The 17391-nt window shown below is 62.3% G+C and carries 15 protein-coding genes; 10 read left to right on the top strand and 5 right to left on the bottom strand.

Annotation, left to right across the window (positions count from 1 at the left end):
* Window positions 1-369 precede the first annotated feature (369 nt).
* From VGL22_RS11130 to VGL22_RS11140, 3 genes are all read left to right on the top strand, one after another.
* Complete coding sequence (locus tag VGL22_RS11130; RefSeq protein ID WP_465266992.1) at window positions 370-1647, top strand: glycosyltransferase; 1278 nt, start codon at window positions 370-372, stop codon at window positions 1645-1647.
* 53 nt (window positions 1648-1700) lie between these two features.
* Window positions 1701-2669 carry a hypothetical protein gene (locus VGL22_RS11135; RefSeq protein ID WP_465266993.1) on the top strand — a complete coding sequence of 323 codons (969 nt, stop codon included), beginning with the start codon at window positions 1701-1703 and terminating at the stop codon, window positions 2667-2669.
* Between the two features lie 232 nt (window positions 2670-2901).
* On the top strand, window positions 2902-3567 hold the full coding sequence (locus VGL22_RS11140; RefSeq protein WP_465266994.1) for a DUF4142 domain-containing protein: 666 nt from the start codon (window positions 2902-2904) through the stop codon (window positions 3565-3567).
* A 165-nt stretch (window positions 3568-3732) separates the two neighbouring features.
* Here the strand turns inward: VGL22_RS11140 and VGL22_RS11145 are convergent, their stop codons facing one another.
* The 3 genes from VGL22_RS11145 to VGL22_RS11155 form a co-directional block, all read right to left on the bottom strand.
* Window positions 3733-4731: a sugar phosphate isomerase/epimerase family protein gene (locus VGL22_RS11145; protein ID WP_465266995.1), complete on the bottom strand. Its 999-nt coding sequence runs from the start codon at window positions 4729-4731 to the stop codon at window positions 3733-3735.
* Window positions 4728-5747, bottom strand: a complete 1020-nt coding sequence (locus tag VGL22_RS11150) for a ComEC/Rec2 family competence protein (protein ID WP_465266996.1) — start codon at window positions 5745-5747, stop codon at window positions 4728-4730. Before VGL22_RS11150 ends, VGL22_RS11145 begins: the two co-directional genes overlap by 4 nt.
* Window positions 5748-6031: 284 nt before the next feature.
* Entirely contained in the window at window positions 6032-8368 is a 2337-nt protein-coding gene (locus VGL22_RS11155) for a carbohydrate binding family 9 domain-containing protein (protein WP_465266997.1), read from the bottom strand.
* 347 nt (window positions 8369-8715) lie between these two features.
* Here VGL22_RS11155 and VGL22_RS11160 point away from each other — a divergent pair, with 347 nt between their 5' ends.
* The 5 genes from VGL22_RS11160 to VGL22_RS11180 all read left to right on the top strand — a co-directional run bounded on the left by VGL22_RS11160 (window position 8716) and on the right by VGL22_RS11180 (window position 14094).
* Entirely contained in the window at window positions 8716-9783 is a 1068-nt protein-coding gene (locus tag VGL22_RS11160; protein ID WP_465266998.1) for a YsnF/AvaK domain-containing protein, read from the top strand.
* Window positions 9784-10005: 222 nt separating this feature from the next.
* A complete protein-coding gene (gene typA, locus VGL22_RS11165) occupies window positions 10006-11859 on the top strand; it encodes a translational GTPase TypA (protein WP_465266999.1) in 1854 nt (617 codons plus the stop codon).
* Between the two features lie 282 nt (window positions 11860-12141).
* Window positions 12142-12321, top strand: a complete 180-nt coding sequence (locus VGL22_RS11170) for a hypothetical protein (protein ID WP_465267000.1) — start codon at window positions 12142-12144, stop codon at window positions 12319-12321.
* Window positions 12322-12413: 92 nt separating this feature from the next.
* Complete coding sequence (locus tag VGL22_RS11175; RefSeq protein WP_465267001.1) at window positions 12414-13064, top strand: hypothetical protein; 651 nt, start codon at window positions 12414-12416, stop codon at window positions 13062-13064.
* A 46-nt stretch (window positions 13065-13110) separates the two neighbouring features.
* A complete protein-coding gene (locus VGL22_RS11180) occupies window positions 13111-14094 on the top strand; it encodes a prenyltransferase/squalene oxidase repeat-containing protein (protein WP_465267002.1) in 984 nt (327 codons plus the stop codon).
* Window positions 14095-14175: 81 nt separating this feature from the next.
* Here VGL22_RS11180 and VGL22_RS11185 read toward each other — a convergent pair whose 3' ends face one another.
* Window positions 14176-15201 carry a radical SAM protein gene (locus tag VGL22_RS11185; RefSeq protein ID WP_465267003.1) on the bottom strand — a complete coding sequence of 342 codons (1026 nt, stop codon included), beginning with the start codon at window positions 15199-15201 and terminating at the stop codon, window positions 14176-14178.
* A 240-nt stretch (window positions 15202-15441) separates the two neighbouring features.
* Window positions 15442-15780: a GIY-YIG nuclease family protein gene (locus VGL22_RS11190; protein WP_465267004.1), complete on the bottom strand. Its 339-nt coding sequence runs from the start codon at window positions 15778-15780 to the stop codon at window positions 15442-15444.
* 275 nt (window positions 15781-16055) lie between these two features.
* On the opposite strand from VGL22_RS11190, the gene VGL22_RS11195 reads away from it, so the two are divergent.
* Both VGL22_RS11195 and VGL22_RS11200 read left to right on the top strand, forming a co-directional pair.
* On the top strand, window positions 16056-16457 hold the full coding sequence (locus VGL22_RS11195) for a hypothetical protein (RefSeq protein WP_465267005.1): 402 nt from the start codon (window positions 16056-16058) through the stop codon (window positions 16455-16457).
* 70 nt (window positions 16458-16527) lie between these two features.
* The gene (locus VGL22_RS11200) at window positions 16528-17043 is read left to right on the top strand and encodes a hypothetical protein (RefSeq protein WP_465267006.1); all 516 of its coding nucleotides are present in this window, start codon (window positions 16528-16530) and stop codon (window positions 17041-17043) included.
* The last annotated feature ends 348 nt before the right edge of the window (window positions 17044-17391 follow it).

Genomic DNA, 17391 nt, shown 5'->3' on the forward strand with positions numbered 1-17391 from the left:
TCACTGCGAAGTACACTTTGGGTGCCGCATGAGGGGCGTCGCTCTGAGGCAACTGCGTACGAATCGCCTGTATTCATGCGGGTCCCGGAGAACCCTTTCGTTGAAAACAATGCGGCTTGGGAGGGTGCCAAGTCAAGGCGAAAACACCGATTTCCACAGGTTTTCTCGGGTTTTTGCCCAAAAACCCCCTAAAACTGCCGAAATTACCGGGTTTTCGCCCTCTACGGATGCCGAAACACCGGTCACCTGATCGCATGACCACCTCACCACGCGACCACCTCACCACGCGTAATACGGCGCTCATTTGGACCCACACCCCATGCATTACCCTCAAACCAGCGGGCCACATGGCCCCACGAGGGCTGCCTTTTGCGCATCGTTCTCTCCAACATCGGCACCTACGGCGACATCCATCCGCTGGTCGCCATCGCGCTTGAACTCCAGCGTCGCGGCCACGTCCCGGTCATGGCCCTGCCCGCTGTCTACGAGACAAAAATCAAGCCCCTCGGCATCGACTTCCATCCCATCCGCCCCGACATCGACCCCGCCAACACCCATCTCGCGGCCATGATCTACGACGTGAAGCACGGCACCGAACGCGGACTGCGCGACTTCCTCTTCCCCGTCCTCCGCCAGACCTACGAAGACCTCCTGCAAGCCGCCACCCAGCCCGCGCGCGCTGACCTGCTTCTCCTGGGCGAGCTCAATTACGCCGGCCCCCTCGTCGCGGAAGTTACCGGCATCCCTTGGGCCAGCTACGTGCTCGCGCCGCTCTCCTTTTTTTCGGCCTTCGATCCGCCCGTACTGCCGCCCTATCCGCGCCTCGCGCGCGCCGACCGCACCCCCGGCATGGGCCGCGCCATTCGCCGCCTTGCCCGCCTCGTCAGCCGCCGCTGGCCCGAGCCCATCTACGAACTCCGACGCGAACTCGGCCTCCCCCGCGGCCCCAATCCGCTCTTCGACGTCAAGCACTCCCCCTACCTCGTACTCGCGCTCTTCAGCCGCGTGCTCGGAACCATGCAGAAGGACTGGCCCGCCCACACCCGCATCACCGGCTTCTGCTACTACGACGCTGACAGCGGCAACGCTCAACTCCCGCCTCATCTTGAAGCCTTTCTCAACGCCGGCCCGCCGCCCGTCGTCTTCACCCTCGGCTCTGCAGCGGTCCTCGCCGCCGGACGCTTCTTTGAGCACTCCGCGCGCGCCGCCATCAAGCTCGGCGTCCGCGCGGTCCTGCTCATCGGCAGCGATCAGCGCAACCGGCCCCATCAGCCTCTGCCCGACTCCATCTGCGTCGCCGAATACGCGCCCTACTCCAAGCTCTTCCCGCGAGCCGCTGTCGTCGTGCACCAGGGAGGTGTTGGCACCACAGCCAATTGCCTGCAAGCCGGCCGGCCCATGCTCATCATGCCTTACTCGCATGACCAGCCCGACAACGCCCGACGCATGCGCCGCCTCAAAGTCGCACGCGTCATCCAGCGCCGCTACTACACGCCCATCCGCGTGGCGCGCAAGCTCGGCATCCTTCTTACCGAGCCGAAATACGCCCGCCGCGCCGAAGCTGTCGCCCGCCGCCTCGCCAACGAAGACGGCACAAAGGCCGCATGCGATGCGCTCGAAGAACTGGGTCGCGACACAGCGCGCTGAACCGCAACTGATACGATTGCCTCGCGCGCGCTTAGCTCCTCCGCGTCGGAATCATGGCCGCAACAGAAACCAAAATCTTCGACCCCAATGACCCCGCCACCGGCACCGGCGGCGCTGAACTCCTCGACTCCACCGTCGTTCTCCGCGGCAACCAGTGGCACATGTTTCTCGCCGGACAAGCCCACCAGGCTGGCGCACCGCAACTCTTCAGCGCCACGCTCCCACCCGGCGAGCCTCTGTCTGCCACAGGCTGGCAACTCAGGCGGTATGTCTCCGGAGAACTCATCCCGCTCACCCCGCCCAGTGCCCCGGGCGCCTGGGATTCCGACGGCGGCCGACACTGTCCCGCCTACGTGCGCGGCTTCGATCCCCACACCAGCCGGGAAGTCGAACGCATCTACTACGCAGGCGGCGCCGAATTCCTCTGGGGCCCGTACACCATCGGCTTTCTCGAATGCGATGGTTCCGTCTGGCAGCCTCAGCCCGAGCCAGTCTTCCGCGCCACACAAGATTGGGAACACGGCAGCGTCTTCGAGCCCAACCTCATTTACGACGACGGCAAATGGCGCATGTGGTACGTCTGCGGCTCGCATCACGAGAACTACCTTGCGCACGGCTACACGGAAAGCCTCGATGGCCGCACCTGGTCCGCACCCACCCTCTTCGCGCCCCTCGAAATGCAGATGTTCGACTTCTGCGTCCGCCCGCGCGGCCAATCATTTCACGCCATCTTCTCGCGTATCGCTTCCGGCAATCCCCCCTCGCCGCAAGCCGGCCTGTGGCACTGCCGCGCCGAAGCGCCACACGGCGATCTGAGCCAATGGTCCACTCCCGCCCAAATCATGACCGCTGAAGATCGCGGCTGGCACTCCGGGCCGTTCAAACCATCGTTCGCCTTCGATGAACCAAACCCGGATCGCGCCTTCATCTTCTTTGACGGAACCTACAACACCGGCGGCGGCGGCCCGTTCCCCTTCGCCTTCACGCTGGGTTGCCTGGAGATCGAAATCCCGCTCTCTTGAACGTCCGCTGAGATGTGTGCCAGTAAGAACTCACGTGTATCTGCGCACTTAGGAATCACGTCGCCTTACTCCTGGCCGCAGCTGCATTTTCCTCGACCGCCGATACAAACCCCCAAACAAACCCTCCCTTAAACCCCGCATCCCAACGCATCCGAGAGGGTATCGCGCCGGGCCTCCCATTTGCGCGCGCCCCCGCGCAAGTCACAGGCACGCAAGACACAGGAGAGATGCGATGATTACAGATCGATTTAGAATCAAGCTCGGCTTATGTTCCGCAACTGCGCTACTGGCAAGCGCCACTCTGCTCGCGCAGGCCCCCGGCGGATCGCCCGGCGGCGCACCGCAGCAGCCCACGCCCCAGCAGCAGACCCCTTCCACTTCCACCATGCCCTCGGCATCTGAAGCCGCCCCCGCTGGCTCCCCCCAGGCCATGGGCGACCAGGCCTTCGTCACGGAAGCCATGCAGGGCAACGATGCGGAGATTCAGCTCGCCCAGCTCGCTCAGCAGAAATCCCAGAGCCAGGACGTCAAGCAGTTCGCCGCAAAGCTGGCCAACGATCACCAGCAGATGAACACGAAATGGTTCGGCCCCGTCGCCAAGCAGCTCAACGTGTCTGAACCCAAAGGCCCATCTAAGAAAGACAAGAAGATCATGGCCAAGCTTCAGGGCCTCAATGGCGATGAATTCGATAAGGAATACATCACCTGCATGCTGAAGGACCACCAGGACGATCTCAAAAAGTTCAAAGAGGAAGCCGACGCCTCGCAGGATCCGAACCTGAAGCAGATCGCCTCGCAGGGCGCCACCGTCATCTCGCAACACCTGCAGCTCGCTGAGCAGGTAGCCAAGAACCACAACATCCCCGTCGAAGGCGGTAAGGAAGTCTCCAGCAAGTAAGCGCCTCACCCGCGCAGTTCAACCCGGGTGTGTCCACCTGTAATTCAATCCGGGTGCCCCACCCTGGCGGCGTCTCTGCTTTTGCCGCCAGGGTGGGAACCCCACATCACTCCCCACAGACTTGATCCTGAGCGCAGCGAAGGACCCGCTTCTCTTGTAGCGTCCCTAACACCCAATCCCCGCCTGCTTCAACGCATCCTTCAGCCCCGCCATGCTCACCCGCGTTGAAGCCTCCGGCGTGCCCGCACCGCGCCAGTGCGTCTCCATGCTCACGGCGTACCGATACCCATCCTTCGCCAGCGCCTTCAACTGCCCCGCCCAATCCACCACGCCCTTGCCCACCGGAGCCCAGTCCCACTTGCCGTCCGGCTTGCGCACCACGCTCTTCGCATGGCAATGGCCGATGCGGGCCTTCGGCAGCAGATCGTACCCCTTCGGATAAGGCATGGAGCCCGCAAATGTCGCCGCATTCCCCGGATCCCAGTTCAGCATGAAATTCCGCTCGGTGACAGCGGCCAGCGTCGCGGCCGCCTCCTCGCCCGTCGCCGTATTGCACGACATCTCGTTCTCCAGCACAAGAATCAAATTAGCCTTCGCCGCGCGCTCGGCAGCCTGCCGCAGCTTGCCGTTGATCGCGGCGCGATACGGCTTCACATCTTCCAGCCGCCAGAAATCGAAACACCGAATCCGGTCGGTTCCGAACGCTTTCGCCAGCTCAACGCAACGCTCCAGCAGCGCATCCTGCGCCTTGAAATCCGCATCCGCGTGAAACGTGTCCCGCCGCTCGCTCTCCTTTGACAACGGTGCACCCGGCCAGTCCACCTTGAAGAGCGGGCTCGCAATATCCGTCACCTTCAGGTTGTACTTGGCAAGAATGCGCTTCGCCTCGGCGATCTGCGCCGCGTCCAGCGTAGTGATGTTCTTGCCCCACATCCCGCGCAGCTCAATCCACTCCAGCCCGAAATCCTTCGCAGCCACCGAGCATGCATGATCGAAATCCTGCGAGATCTCGTCGTTGATCACCGCCACGCGAAACGGGCACGAGGCCGCCATCGCTCGCAATTCCTGCGGCGCTACACAAAGGGCAGCACCCGCACCCGCCACAAACTCACGCCGCGAATAACTCATGCACTCATCCACCTTGATCACCTGCCCACTGATCACTTACGCGCATACTCCTTCGTCTGCCCTGTCCGCGAATTCATCACGCTGAAGCTGCCATCCGCGTTCGCCACCACCTTGAAGTACGCGCCATCCTGCGCTGCGCCCTTCGGATTCGCGATATGGGCGTCATTGCTGTTATGCGCAGCATCGGAGTCCTCGGCCGTGTGCAGCATCCACAGATCCTCAAGCCCCGGGCTCTCATGCACCGTCTGCCACGCCTCGGGACTGCCCGCCTTGTGCGCGCCGTTATCCATGATCGCCGCCCGCGGCGCAATCGCATCCACAAATGCCTTCGTGTTCGACAAATTGAATCCGTGATGATTCACGAGATACAAATCGACGTGCCCAATCAGATTCTCCGGGCACACCAGCGGAATTTCCTTGGCCTTGGTCAGGTCGCCCAGATCCAGAAAACGGAACTTCCCAAACCGCACCAGCACCCCGGTCGAGCGCGGATTCTCCGTGGTATCCAGCTCCCACTTCGGCTCGCTCTTGCAATATGCGTTCGCCTTCGGCGTCACGCCCGGTACCGCCTTGATGTGCTCGCCATCCGCCGTGAGCACAATCGTCGTCAGCCCCGGGATTTCAATGGCGTCGCCGGGATGCACCGTCCGCCGCGGCGTGCTCCCGATCGCCTTCACATAGGCTGCATAATCGTGCCGCGTGATGTCGGAATCCTCGCGGTTCACACCATGATCGAGAAACTCCCCCACCTTCACCTTCTCCACAAGGTTGGGCACGCCCCCCACGTGATCCACGTGGAAATGCGTAATCAGCACCTTGTCGATCTTGGCGATGCCGGCATCCTTCATCGCCGCTTCAATGCGCTGCGCATCGCGGCCGCCGTTCCCCGGCCATCCTGTATCCACCAGCAAGGACGCTTTCTTGGGCGACACCAGCAGCGTAGCCTGGCCGCCCTCCACGTCAATGGCGTAAATCAGCAGGTGTCCTGTACTACCCTGCGCAACGGCGCGCGGCGCAAACGGCAGCGCCGTCAGCGCGCATCCAACAGCCAATTTGAAAATGGTTCGGGGAATCCGACCGGCAGTTTTCATCGTGCCAGCAAGTCTAAAACGCCAGACGCCCGCACGGAAACCTCAACCGCACTCACACCACCACGAATCCTCCCGTGCCCCATCCTCGCGCCTTTTTTCTGGCGCGAGGATGAGAGGCCGCGAACCCGCCCCGCCTCCCTGCTTCTCTGTTCCCCTGTTTCCCTCTTTCCCTCTTTCCCTCTTTCCCTCTTTCCCTCTTTCCCTCTTTCCCTGATCCCTAGTCCCTGTTCCCTGGTCCCTGTTCTTCAAAACCTGAACAGATACGAAGCCTTGATAAACACCTGCCGCCCGTCATTCAGAAAATTCAACGACCGCGGCGGCAGCGGATTATCCGGATCGCACGCTCCGCCCCTCAGCCGGTTGCACAGCGAGCGGTCCAGGTTCTGCAGGTCATCGTTATACCCGATGTACACCGCCGTGCCTGGGTGCGGCAGCCACGTCAGCAGCGCCTGCGTTCCCACCTGCTTGGTGCGCTGAATGGATGTCTGGGCCGGATTCGCCAGCGTCGTGTCATACTCCACAATCACCCGCGCCGATATGGCCCGCGTGAACTGGTAGTTCAACTTGCTCCGGAACGTCTGCGCCTCGTACACAAAGGCCCCGCTTTTCGTCGCATGGTCGCGGTCCAGCAGGTACACATTGTCCGCCGTGAGCTGTCGCATGGGCTGCAGCGTAAACAGCACCTGCACCGTCTGCTGGTCCATCAGGAACGGCTCGGCTCCCACAGGCGGGTAGTAATTCACGTTGCCACCGCGCAGTGCTGTCACATTGAAGTTCAACTGCGTCCACGGCGCGCTCTTCACCACCAAGCCGCCGTAGTTCTCGGTAAAGTTCACGTTGTGCGCCAGATCGTAGCCGTTCTGCGGCCCCAGCGTATCGGAGTTCTGCCCCACCAGCGGCGCCAGCACCGTGTTGCGCGGCAGCAGCCAGAACGGATCCGCACTTATGTATCGATACACCCGGTTCCCCGCATGATCCGTGGCAAACGCCTCATCCCCTTCAAGCCCCCATGCCTGAAGCGTTTTCTGCTTGGGAAACCACTGGTACGACGCATGCGCGTGATTCTTGCGGATGTTGTTTGTCTGGATGAAGCCAAGGTTTGTCTGAAACCCCGTGCTGAAATCCACCGCGGTGGTCCACAGATTGAACGAGTGCCCCTGCCGGGAAACATCGATAAACGTGGCCGGACCCGCCGCATACCCGCCGCCATCCTCATGGCGCGCTCGCGTCGAGCTCTCCACCCACTGCATGTCCGTGGTCCACGTATTTGAGAGCCGCAGCGTCGCATCTACGCCGCCAATGCGGTTCCACCCGCCGCCAAACTCCTGGTCGGTATAGATCAGGCCCACGCTTGAGCCCTTGCCGAAATCCTGGCTCACCCTTCCCACCGCGTTCAGCGCGTGCTTGCCGTACAGCGGATCATTGGGCGCCACCGTCTCACCCTCCGCGCGATCGTCAATCACAAAGAACCCCAGGTTGGTTTCATGCACCTTGCCGGTCAGCCGCACGCCGTAGGTCGGATGCACAACATTGCGCGTATATACCAGCCGGATCGGCGTCGAGAAGTAGTTGGCATTCTCCAGAAAAAACGGCCGCAGCTCCGGGAAATACACCGCAAACCGCTGGTTCACCGTGAACTGCGGCTGGTCTGACTCCACGGTGCTGAAATCCGGATTCAGCGTTCCATCCAGCACTATGCTGTCTTTGAAAATGGCCTTGCCGTCCGCGCCTGCCGTGCCCTCCAGGTGCCGCGAACTGAAGTAAGGATTCAGCGGATCCAGGTCAATCAGATTGCGCTCGTTTTGCGCCAGGGCATACGGATTGAGCTGCACATTATGCGACTCCGTCAGCCCCCCCATTCCATGCAGCGTGCCCTCCTGGCTCAGCGTGCCGCTGATGCGCGCCGATACCCTCGGCCAGTAATCCAGCTCGCTGTTGCGCGGAAGATTGCGCGCAAACACCACGCCCCAGTCCGGCCCCGACTGACGGAAGCGCAGGCTGCGGAACGGAATGGCCACTAGCGCCATCCATCCCTTGCTCGTCACCCGCCCCTCTGAATCCCACACCTGGTCGTAGCTGTAATCGGGATCGTTGTTCTCCGTCCACGCCGCGTCGGCCTGCACGCCCGCCGGATTCACTTCGAACAGCACGCCCTTGCGGCGATCCTGAAACGCATCCAGAAGCACCGCCACATAATCGTCCTTCTGCACGTTCTCGCGCCGCGCCAGGTGTCCGCGAATCAGGCCAGGCGAGTGGTCGGAGCAGAGAAAGACAAAGTAGAGCGTGCTCGCGGTGCGCCCCATCCACACCTCGGTCTTCTCCGTGGCTGGCTCTCCGTCCCGCGGCACCTGCTGGATGAACCCCTTCACCATCGCGAGCCGGTCGCGCAGCTCCGGCCGCGGTTCCATGCCTTCAAAATCGGCAAGGCGCAGTGGAACCTTCAGCAGCGGCACCTTCACATCCGTGGGCGCGTCCTGCTTCAGGGGCTCTGACTGCTCCGTCTGCGGCTTCTGACTTGTAAGAATTCCCGGGAAAAGAAAGATGGAGAAAATCACTCCCAGGTATAACGACCTGCGCCCCATGTACCTACCATGCGCAACCGACTCCGTTGCGCCGTCCAATGTTCTTACCTTGATTATCGCGTACTTGGTTCGCGCGCCTGCGAATGTCGGCCGCGCAACCTACGTGAGCCCGGCATCCTTTCGCGTGCTCGGGTCAGGCGGAAGATGAGAACGAATCGCCATCCATCCTCTCTCGCGATTCATGCTTCGGATACATCGGGAACCCGGTTGAAAGCCAGCCCGAGAAACGGTCCCGAACGACCTTTTACATCGCTGAACAACATCGGGATCGCGCCTCTCGCGCTGTGGACGTCACAGCGCCGCGCCGTCCTGTGCAACCGCAACTCGTTACCCCGAAAGGCATCGATATGGCAGGATACGAAACCGACAGCACCGTGTTTGGATACTTTTCCTCCGAAACCCAGGCCGAAACCGCCGTGCGCGAACTCTACGCCGACGGGTTCACACGCGATCAGATCAGCCTTGCCGGCCAGCCCGACGCCGACTCCTACACCTACACCTCCGGATCCACCCCCGATTCCACCACCGGCAGCAAGATGCGCCGGGAAGGCCGTAAGGCCGGCGAAGCCGCGGGCGGCTTCTGGGACCGCGTCCGCAACTTCTTTGAAGGCGACTCCCCCGAGCCCTACGCCGACGAACGCACCCGCGGCGACCTGGCAACCCACGAGGTCACCGGCAGCAGCAACGTCTACGACTACGATTCCGAGGACTTCCATCAGTCCTGGGGCACCGGATCCAGCGACCGTTCCCGCTACTTCACCCAGCGGTACGGCCGCACCGGCCAGGGCTACATCGTCAGCGTGAATGCCGGCGACCGCCGCGCCGAAGCTGAAAGCATCCTCAAAGCCAACGGCGCCGATCTCGGCACAGGGAATTCCGAGGTGACCGGCAACAGCGGCGCCTATGCTGGAACTGAGGACGCTGCCTACGCGGGCAGCAGCACAAGCACCGCCAACCTCACCGGCAGCACCGCCGGCTACAGCAATACAGCCGACACCGCCTACGCCGGCAGCGACACAATCGACACCGAGAGCCCGCGCCGGATTCAGCTTTACGGCGAAGTCCTGCGCGTGCACCGCGATCGCATCCAGAGCGGCGAAGCCCGCGTGCGCAAGGAAACCATCACGGAAACTCAAAACATTCAGGTCCCCGTCACCCGCGAAGAACTCGTGGTCGAGCGCGTTCCCGTAACCGGCGAACAACCCGCCAGCGGCGTGAACATCGGCAGCGACAATCAGGAAATCCGCATCCCCCTCACCGAGGAACGAGCCGTAGTCGAGAAAGAACCGGTTGTACGCGAGCAGGTCGAAGTAGGCAAACGGCAGGTCACCAACAACGAAACCCGAGAAGAAACCGTCCGACGCGAAGAACTCCGCGTCGACAGCGACGACGACCGTTTCCGCAAAGCAAGCTAACCGCTCAAAACCAGACACACCAAAGGGCGCCTCGCGGGGCGCCCTTTTTTCGATGCAACTTCGGCTCCCACCCTGCCGACAGAACCTCGAGAGGCAAAACCCGCTTCCCTGCTACAATAGAAACTGCCGTATTATGCGGCAAATTGAGGAATCTACCTCAATAAGCGGCCCCCGGCCGGCACTCCTTGCCCGCGCCGCCATCGCTTTCGATCTCACGGCCTCATGGCCTCCATCCATAAAGAAGGAAACACCGCTCCTGTGAACCAGACGATACGCAATATCGCCATCATCGCGCACGTAGACCACGGCAAGACCACCCTCGTCGACGCCATGCTTCGCCAGTCCGGCACCTTCCGCGCCAATGAGCAGGTGGCCGAGCGCGTTATGGACTCGAACGAGCTGGAACGCGAGCGCGGCATCACCATTCTCGCCAAAAACACCGCCATCAACTTCGAGGGCGGCAAAATCAACATCGTCGATACCCCCGGCCACGCCGACTTCGGCGGCGAAGTCGAGCGCGCTCTGAAAATGGTCGACGGCGTCATGCTCCTCGTCGACGCAGCCGAAGGCCCGCTGCCCCAGACGCGCTACGTGCTGTCGAAGGCTCTTGAGGCCAAGCTGCCTCCCATCGTCGTGATCAACAAGATCGATCGCCCCGACGCGCGCCCCCAGGAAGTCCTGAACGAGATCTACGACCTCTTCATCGATCTCGACGCCGACGAGCACCAGCTCGAGTTCCCAGTCCTCTACTGCGTGGCCAAGCAGGGCACCGCGACACTCGATCCCGCCCAGCCCGGCGAAAGCCTCCAGCCCCTCTTCGAGAGCATCGTCAAGACCATCCCCCCAGCCACCGGCGACTCCGAAGGCGCGCTCCAGATCCTGGTCACCAACCTCGACTACTCTGACTACTTCGGCCGCATCGCCATCTGCCGCGTCTTCCAGGGCACGCTCCACGCAGGCGACGAGGTCTTCGTCTCCAGGCGCAGCGGTGAGCTGCACAAGACCAGGATTACCAAGCTGTTCACCTTCAGCGGCCTCAAACGCACAGAGACCACCGAAACCACCATGGGCGACATCGTCGCCGTGGCCGGCGTCGAGGGCATCACCATCGGCGAGACCCTCACCAGCGTCGAGAATCCTGCGCCGTTGCCGCTCATCATCATTGACGAGCCCACCATTGCCATCCAGTTCAGCGTCAACAACTCGCCCTTCGCCGGCCGCGAAGGCCAGTACGTCACCAGCCGCAACCTCCGCGAGCGCCTCGAAAAAGAACTCCTCACCAACGTCTCCATCCGCGTTGAAGAGATGGACTCGCCCGACACCTTCAAGGTCCTTGGACGCGGCGAACTCCAGCTCGCCATTCTCATCGAAATGATGCGCCGCGAGGGCTTCGAGCTCATGGTCGGCCGCCCTGAAATCGTCACCAAGATGGTTGAGGGCACCCGCATGGAGCCCGTCGAGCACCTCACCATCGACGTCCCTGAAATCCACACCGGCGTGGTCATCGAGAAGCTCGGCCCCCGCAAAGGCGAGATGACCAAAATGCACAATCACGGCTCCGGCCGCGTGCGCATGGAGTTCCGCGTCCCCTCCCGCGGCCTCATCGGCCTGCGCAGCGAGATGCTGACGGAAACCCGCGGCACCATTGTGATGAACGCGCTCTTCGACGGCTACATCCCCTACCAGGGCGAGATCCCCCAACGCCCCACAGGGGCGTTGATCGCTGACCGCCAGGGCCTCACCACCACCTACTCACTCAACGGACTTCAGGAGCGCGGCATCCTCTTCGTCGGCCCCGGCGTCGACGTTTACGAGGGCATGGTCGTCGGCGAGCACTCCCGCGACAACGACCTCGACGTCAACGTGGTCCGCGAAAAGAAGCTCACCAACATGCGCGCCTCCTCGGCCGACGACGCCATCCGGCTCGTCCCCTACAAGGCGCTCAACCTGGAGCAGGCCATCGAGTTCATCGCCGACGACGAATTCGTCGAAGTCACCCCCAAGTCCCTCCGCCTGCGCAAAAAGATCCTCCAGGCCAACCGCCGCCCCAAGAAGTACGAAAAGGTCGAAGCGTAGATTTCCGCTTCCCACAACCTTGTCATCCTGAGGCGAAGCCGAAGGACCCGTTTTCCAAACGGCGCATTCACCACGGAATGCGCCGTTTGCCATTGGCATGAGCGATCAAACCACGCGGTGCCATCCTGACAGTCCGCGCGCGCCACCGGGTCCCCGCGCAGATCTTGGTCCGTGGGGAGGGTTTCAGCGGACGCAGGGATCTGCAGTTGCGTCTAGCCCGCTCAACGGAGGGTGCGAAGGAACGGCAATTCGCAAACGGCGTGAGAACATTGTGTGGATGGGATGGGCGACTCACTCTCCGTCGGTGACATCGTCCTTTGTAAAGTACGCGGTATGGAATACCTCCACCTCATCAAGGCAATCAGCGGCGAGCGGTTCCAGATCGGCAACAATCGCGGTGGAATCAACGGCTGGATCGGAGCTAACGGCATATTCGGAAAATGCATTCGCGTTGAGTCCTGAAGATTTGCCCTGGCGCTAACACTTTCCGTTTGATCCCCCTCTTCCCCCGCCCCCTTGGGAACCTGCCTGCCCCGCTCTGCGTATGTCAATCCATGCGATCGCTCTCTTACGCCGCGCCCCTGGCCCTTCTCGCCTGCAGCATCGCCGCCGCATCCGCCGAAGACAAGTCCCCCTGCAGCCAAACCGTGAGTGTCCCCCTCCAATCGAGAGCTGTGCTCACCATCGACTCCAAGCCTGCCGGCCTCGAGATCGTCGGCACCGACGGGGAGGAACTCCACGTCTCCTGCACCGCCGGCACCGAAGGAACCGCTCGCGACGCCTCTCTCCACTTCTCGCCAACCGCTACTGGCGGCAATCTGACTATCCACGGCCCTGAACTCCATCACGGCAATAACAACCTCCAGGTCAGGATCGAGGTTCCCCGCAGAACCAACCTGCGTGTTCACATCCTCGCCGGACAGGTCACGGTGGAAGGGGTCAAAGGCGACAAGGACATCGAAGTCACAGCAGGACAGATCACCATCTCCTCCATTCACGCCGGAGACTACCGCAGCGTGGACGCCTCCGTCGGCATCGGCCAAGTCCAGGCCCGCGCCTTCGGCGTTGATAAGGGCGGCTTCTTCCGCAGTTTCAAGAGAGAGAACGCATCGGGCGATTACCGCCTGCAGGCGCACGTCACCACCGGCCAAATCGACCTCGTCGGCACCGGCGGACAAAACGGAGACGGTCCCAAGCCCGACTGACGTCCTCCCCAAAAAATCATTGCGAGCGCAGTCTTAGAATCAATCCGTGGACATCTCCGAACCCACCCTCGCCTGGCTTCTCGCGTCCCCGGACCCCGCGCTCCGCTACCAAACCCTTCGCGACCTGACCGACACCCCTCCTGCCGACCTTGCCGCCGTCCGCGCCCGCATCCCCCATGAAGGCCTCGGCGCCCAGATCCTCGCCGCCCAATCTGAAGACGGCCCCTGGCGCCGCCCCGACTCCCCCGACTGGCTTCCCACCCTCTTCATGTTTCAGCTCCTCCGCGCTATCGCAGCCGATCCCGCCGACCCCCTCATCCAGTCCGCCGTCTCCCGCCTCGCCTCCGGCTTTCGCTGGGCCGACGACCTGGGCGGCAAATCGTTCTTCGATGGCGAAACCGAACCCTGCATCAACGGCGGAGCCCTCGCCGCCGGCTCGTACTTCGGTCGCCCCAGCCATTCCCTTGCCCGCAACCTCCTCGCCGAGCAGCTACCCGACGGCGGCTGGAACTGCGACGCTCCACAATCCCAGCGCTCCTCCTATCACTCGACAATCTGCGTCCTCGAAGGCCTGCTGGAGTTTGAATACGCCGCCGGCCCCAACGCCCCGCTCACCCCGCTCTCCGCCGCCGCCCGCCTCCGTGCCCACCAGTATCTCCTCGACCGCCAACTCTTCCGCCGCGCCTCCACCGGCGAAGTTGCCAGCCAGGAGTTCCTCCAGCTCGCCTTTCCGCCCCGCTACCACTACAACATCCTCCGCGCCCTCGACTACTTCCGCGCCACCGGCCTCCCGCCTGACCCACGCCTGGCCAACGACGCCAATCAAGTCATTGAATCCAAACGCCAGCCGGACGGCCGCTGGCTTCTCGAAGCCGCCTACGACGAATCCCTCTCCTTCCCTTTCCCCGAGCGCTGCGGCGCCCCTAGCCGCTGGATCACCCTCCTCGCCCTGCGCGTCCTCCGCTGGCACCGCACCCCGCGGCCCGGCACCGTACGACTGACCACCAGGGCCCCCAGCCACCCAGCCTGACCCGCCCCAAAAGAGAAACGGCGCATTCCGCTCAGGAATGCGCCGCCGACCTTCTACTCCCTACTCCCTTTTCGGGGCAGCCTAGCTGCCCGAGATCTGCACCAGCCCGCCGGCGCCCGGCGAAATCTCCGTCGTCTGCGGGGACCGCCAATGGTCGATATAGCTGATCCGGTGCACGCACCCAATCGTGCAATGCGGTGCGCAGCTCTTGGCGGTCTTGTACTCCCGCTTCACATCCGCGGTCGTATACTCCACTAGCGGAACCCCCGGGTATCCCCTCTGTTGCGAGCAGTAATGCACCAGCCCGTCCTCGCAGATATACAGATACCGCGACCCCGCCCGGCACCGCCACTCATTCGGCCGGCCCTGCACAATCGCTTCCTGAAACTTGTCGAACTGCGCGTAGTTGGTCTTCTTCCGGTTCTGCATCTCGAAGTAGACCCGCGAATCCTCCGGATTCAGGGGCTTCAGCTGCCCGTCCCCGTCGTGAATAATCCCAATGGTCGACTCGAACCCCAGCGCCAGCGCCCGCTTCCCAATCACCAGCGCGTCGTCCGGATTCTTGAACCCGCCGCCCACCACCGAATTGATATTCACGTGGAACTCGGCAAACTCCGCCAGCATCTCCAGCTTCTTGTCCAGCACCTTGAGGGACTTCTTTGAAACCTCATCCGGGATCACATTATCAATCGAGATCTGCATGTGATCCAGCCCGGCCCGGTTCAGCCGCTCAATCCGCTCCTGATTCAGCAGATAGCCATTGGTGATCATCCCGGCAATGGCGCCAGTCCCCCGCATCCGCCGGATAATGTCATCCAGGTCAGGATGCGTCAGCGGCTCCCCGCCGGAGATCCCGATCATAGCCGTTCCCAGCCGCCCCAGATGATCGATCCGCCGGTACATCTGCTCTAAATCGACAGGCTTAGACACCTTGTCGTACTCATTGCAATAGGCGCACGACAGGTTACAGAAGCGCGCCGGCACAATCTGCGCCAGCACCGGATGCGACGTGTCGGCCAGCGCCCGCGCCACCATCGCATACTCGCGCGCCTTCCGCCGCGCCGCTATCAGCCGCCCTCTAACCGTATCTCGCCGAAACTTCGCCATTCTCTATCTATTGAAACACAGCGGGCGCTCGGGGAATGCGGCTTCAACCCGTATTGAGACCGAGTCGCAGAACAACCGCAGATCCCTCGACTTCGCTCGGGATGACAAACCAAGCGGGCCTGCCACCCCCAAGATTCCACCCCCAAGACTCCCACCCACAAGACTCCCACCCCCAAACAAGCGCTGTCGTCCAGAGCGAAGTCGAAGGATCTGCGGTTGCTTTAACCCCGCCCGCCAATCTCAAACATCCATGCGGTCCAGCGCCCGCCGCTCATCCGCGGGCTCCAGGTCATACCACTCCCGCGCCAGATCCACCCACGCCGGATTCATCTTTTCAATCAGCGCGATCTTCTTCTCGCGCCTCCACCCCTTCAACTGCTTCTCCCGCGCAATCGCCCGCGTCACGTCCTGCTGCCCCTCAAACCACACCAGCCGGTCGCAGTTATACCGCTCCGTGAACCCGCCGCATTCGCGCCACTTATGCTGAAACACACGTTTCAGCAGGTCACCTGTCACCCCGATGTATAGCGTGTGACTGCGGCTGGCCATGATGTAAGTGAAGTAGCTTCCCTCGTGCATGCGCGCATCCTACTCCCACCTCAGCGCAAGGCCACGTGACCGACGTCGCAGAACAACCGCAGATCCCTCGACTTCGCTCGGGATGACAAACCAAGCGGTGTAGAAGAACGACGGAATTCATGCAAGCTGCTCGACGTGAAACGTTCCAGGATGATGAAAGGAAATCAATGAGAACCGTGTGCGACTTTGGTTTCGAAATACTGCCGCCTCGGGGACGCATAACCTCTGGTCGGTTGTAGCGTCCAACCCTTGCAGCCTGGTTTTGCGGCCTTCCCATGAATCACGATCACTCCATCGTTCGGGACCGGGTTTCTCCGCCTTCCTTTGCGGGACGGGGCAGGCAACTGGCTGCGGCCTGCGCCGGGCTGACGATCGCGGTCCTTCTGTGGACCGTAGGCGCACGGTTCCACACCGGCAATCCTCATCGCGGGGACGCGTCGCGCACCACCCTGCTCAAGCTGTGGGATAAGCACCAGGACCTGACGCGGCCCGTCGCGGCGATGAGGCCTTCGCCTTCACGCCGGCCGCCGAACCGGCCCACGAGCGTCGCGGCGCAACAAGCCACCGTTCGACTGACCAGCGCCGGCTACCGCGTAGCCGAAGAACGCCGGCCCGTCACCCTTGCTCCTCATCTCGGACAGATTCGTCTCCGGGCTCCTCCTACAGTGCTGGCATAGCTCGATTGCGCTCCCTTCCCCAGGGAGAGAAACCGCATTGCGTCCAGCCATGTTTACGGAGGAATACCTCATGCATCTAGTCATCCCTTTCAAGCCAACATCGCCTTGCGTGGGAGCCGGCCCGCTGGTTGCCGATCCCTGCGCTCCCCTCGTCCCTGCCTCATCCCCATATCAGACAGCAGTGGCCTGCCCCGCGCGCGTACTCTCGGTGGGGCGCATGGACGAGGACATCGTGATGGGGAAACCCCTGGAGCAGTCTCCCGGGTTCTGCTTCTCCCACGCCCATGACTACCGCGGGTTATGGAGGCTTTCGAGGGGAAACAGCTTCGACGCTGTGATTCTCCACAACAGCCTTTGCAGCTTTGAAATGGAGGAAGCCGCGCACCTGGTTCGGCGCCTCTGGCCGTCGGCGAAGATCCTTCTCATCCGCTCCGGGGAAATCCTGCTGGAGGACCCGCTTTACGACCAGCGCCTGAGACCGCCGGTTGACCTCAATATCCTGCTCTCGGTGCTTTCGGGAAGGACCCGCGAGATCCGCGAGAAGCCACTGCCTCGCTGGCAGGCGGCGCACGCTTCAGGGAACTGATCAGGGCGCATCATCCCTCGGATTGGGTGTATCCCAGGTCTCCGATAGCGGGAGACCTGGGGCACCTTTCCGGGTGGTGGTTCGCGGGGGATGGCTCTGGCAGTGGTTTCCGAGGCTGTTTACTGCTTTGCTAATGTGAGTGGCGGATTGCGGAAGGCGATTGGGTCTGCGGGAGGGGGGATTCGGGTCCGAATTTGTGAGATGGATCACCGGGATGATTATGTCAAGCTATTTATTATGTTTGGTTTGCGTACAAACAAAAACTGAAGGCAAAAAAAGGTATTCGTAATTTTGTGGTAAACATTGGCCGGTCGTGGTGGGGGGCAGTTGCCACTTTTCTGGCGCAGG

The organism is Occallatibacter sp. (genome assembly GCF_036502485.1).
Classification (GTDB): Bacteria; Acidobacteriota; Terriglobia; order Terriglobales; family Acidobacteriaceae; genus Telmatobacter.

Bases quoted from the DNA above. Each gene is read 5' to 3' on its own strand.
- VGL22_RS11135 (WP_465266993.1), top strand. From the start codon at position 1,701: ATGGCCGCAACAGAAACCAAAATCTTCGACCCCAATGACCCCGCCACC.
- VGL22_RS11140 (WP_465266994.1), top strand. From the start codon at position 2,902: ATGATTACAGATCGATTTAGAATCAAGCTCGGCTTATGTTCCGCAACT.
- VGL22_RS11155 (WP_465266997.1), bottom strand. From the start codon at position 8,368: ATGGGGCGCAGGTCGTTATACCTGGGAGTGATTTTCTCCATCTTTCTT.
- VGL22_RS11160 (WP_465266998.1), top strand. From the start codon at position 8,716: ATGGCAGGATACGAAACCGACAGCACCGTGTTTGGATACTTTTCCTCC.
- typA (WP_465266999.1), top strand. From the start codon at position 10,006: ATGGCCTCCATCCATAAAGAAGGAAACACCGCTCCTGTGAACCAGACG.
- VGL22_RS11170 (WP_465267000.1), top strand. From the start codon at position 12,142: ATGGGCGACTCACTCTCCGTCGGTGACATCGTCCTTTGTAAAGTACGC.
- VGL22_RS11175 (WP_465267001.1), top strand. From the start codon at position 12,414: ATGCGATCGCTCTCTTACGCCGCGCCCCTGGCCCTTCTCGCCTGCAGC.
- VGL22_RS11185 (WP_465267003.1), bottom strand. From the start codon at position 15,201: ATGGCGAAGTTTCGGCGAGATACGGTTAGAGGGCGGCTGATAGCGGCG.
- VGL22_RS11190 (WP_465267004.1), bottom strand. From the start codon at position 15,780: ATGCACGAGGGAAGCTACTTCACTTACATCATGGCCAGCCGCAGTCAC.
- VGL22_RS11195 (WP_465267005.1), top strand. From the start codon at position 16,056: ATGAATCACGATCACTCCATCGTTCGGGACCGGGTTTCTCCGCCTTCC.
- VGL22_RS11200 (WP_465267006.1), top strand. From the start codon at position 16,528: ATGCATCTAGTCATCCCTTTCAAGCCAACATCGCCTTGCGTGGGAGCC.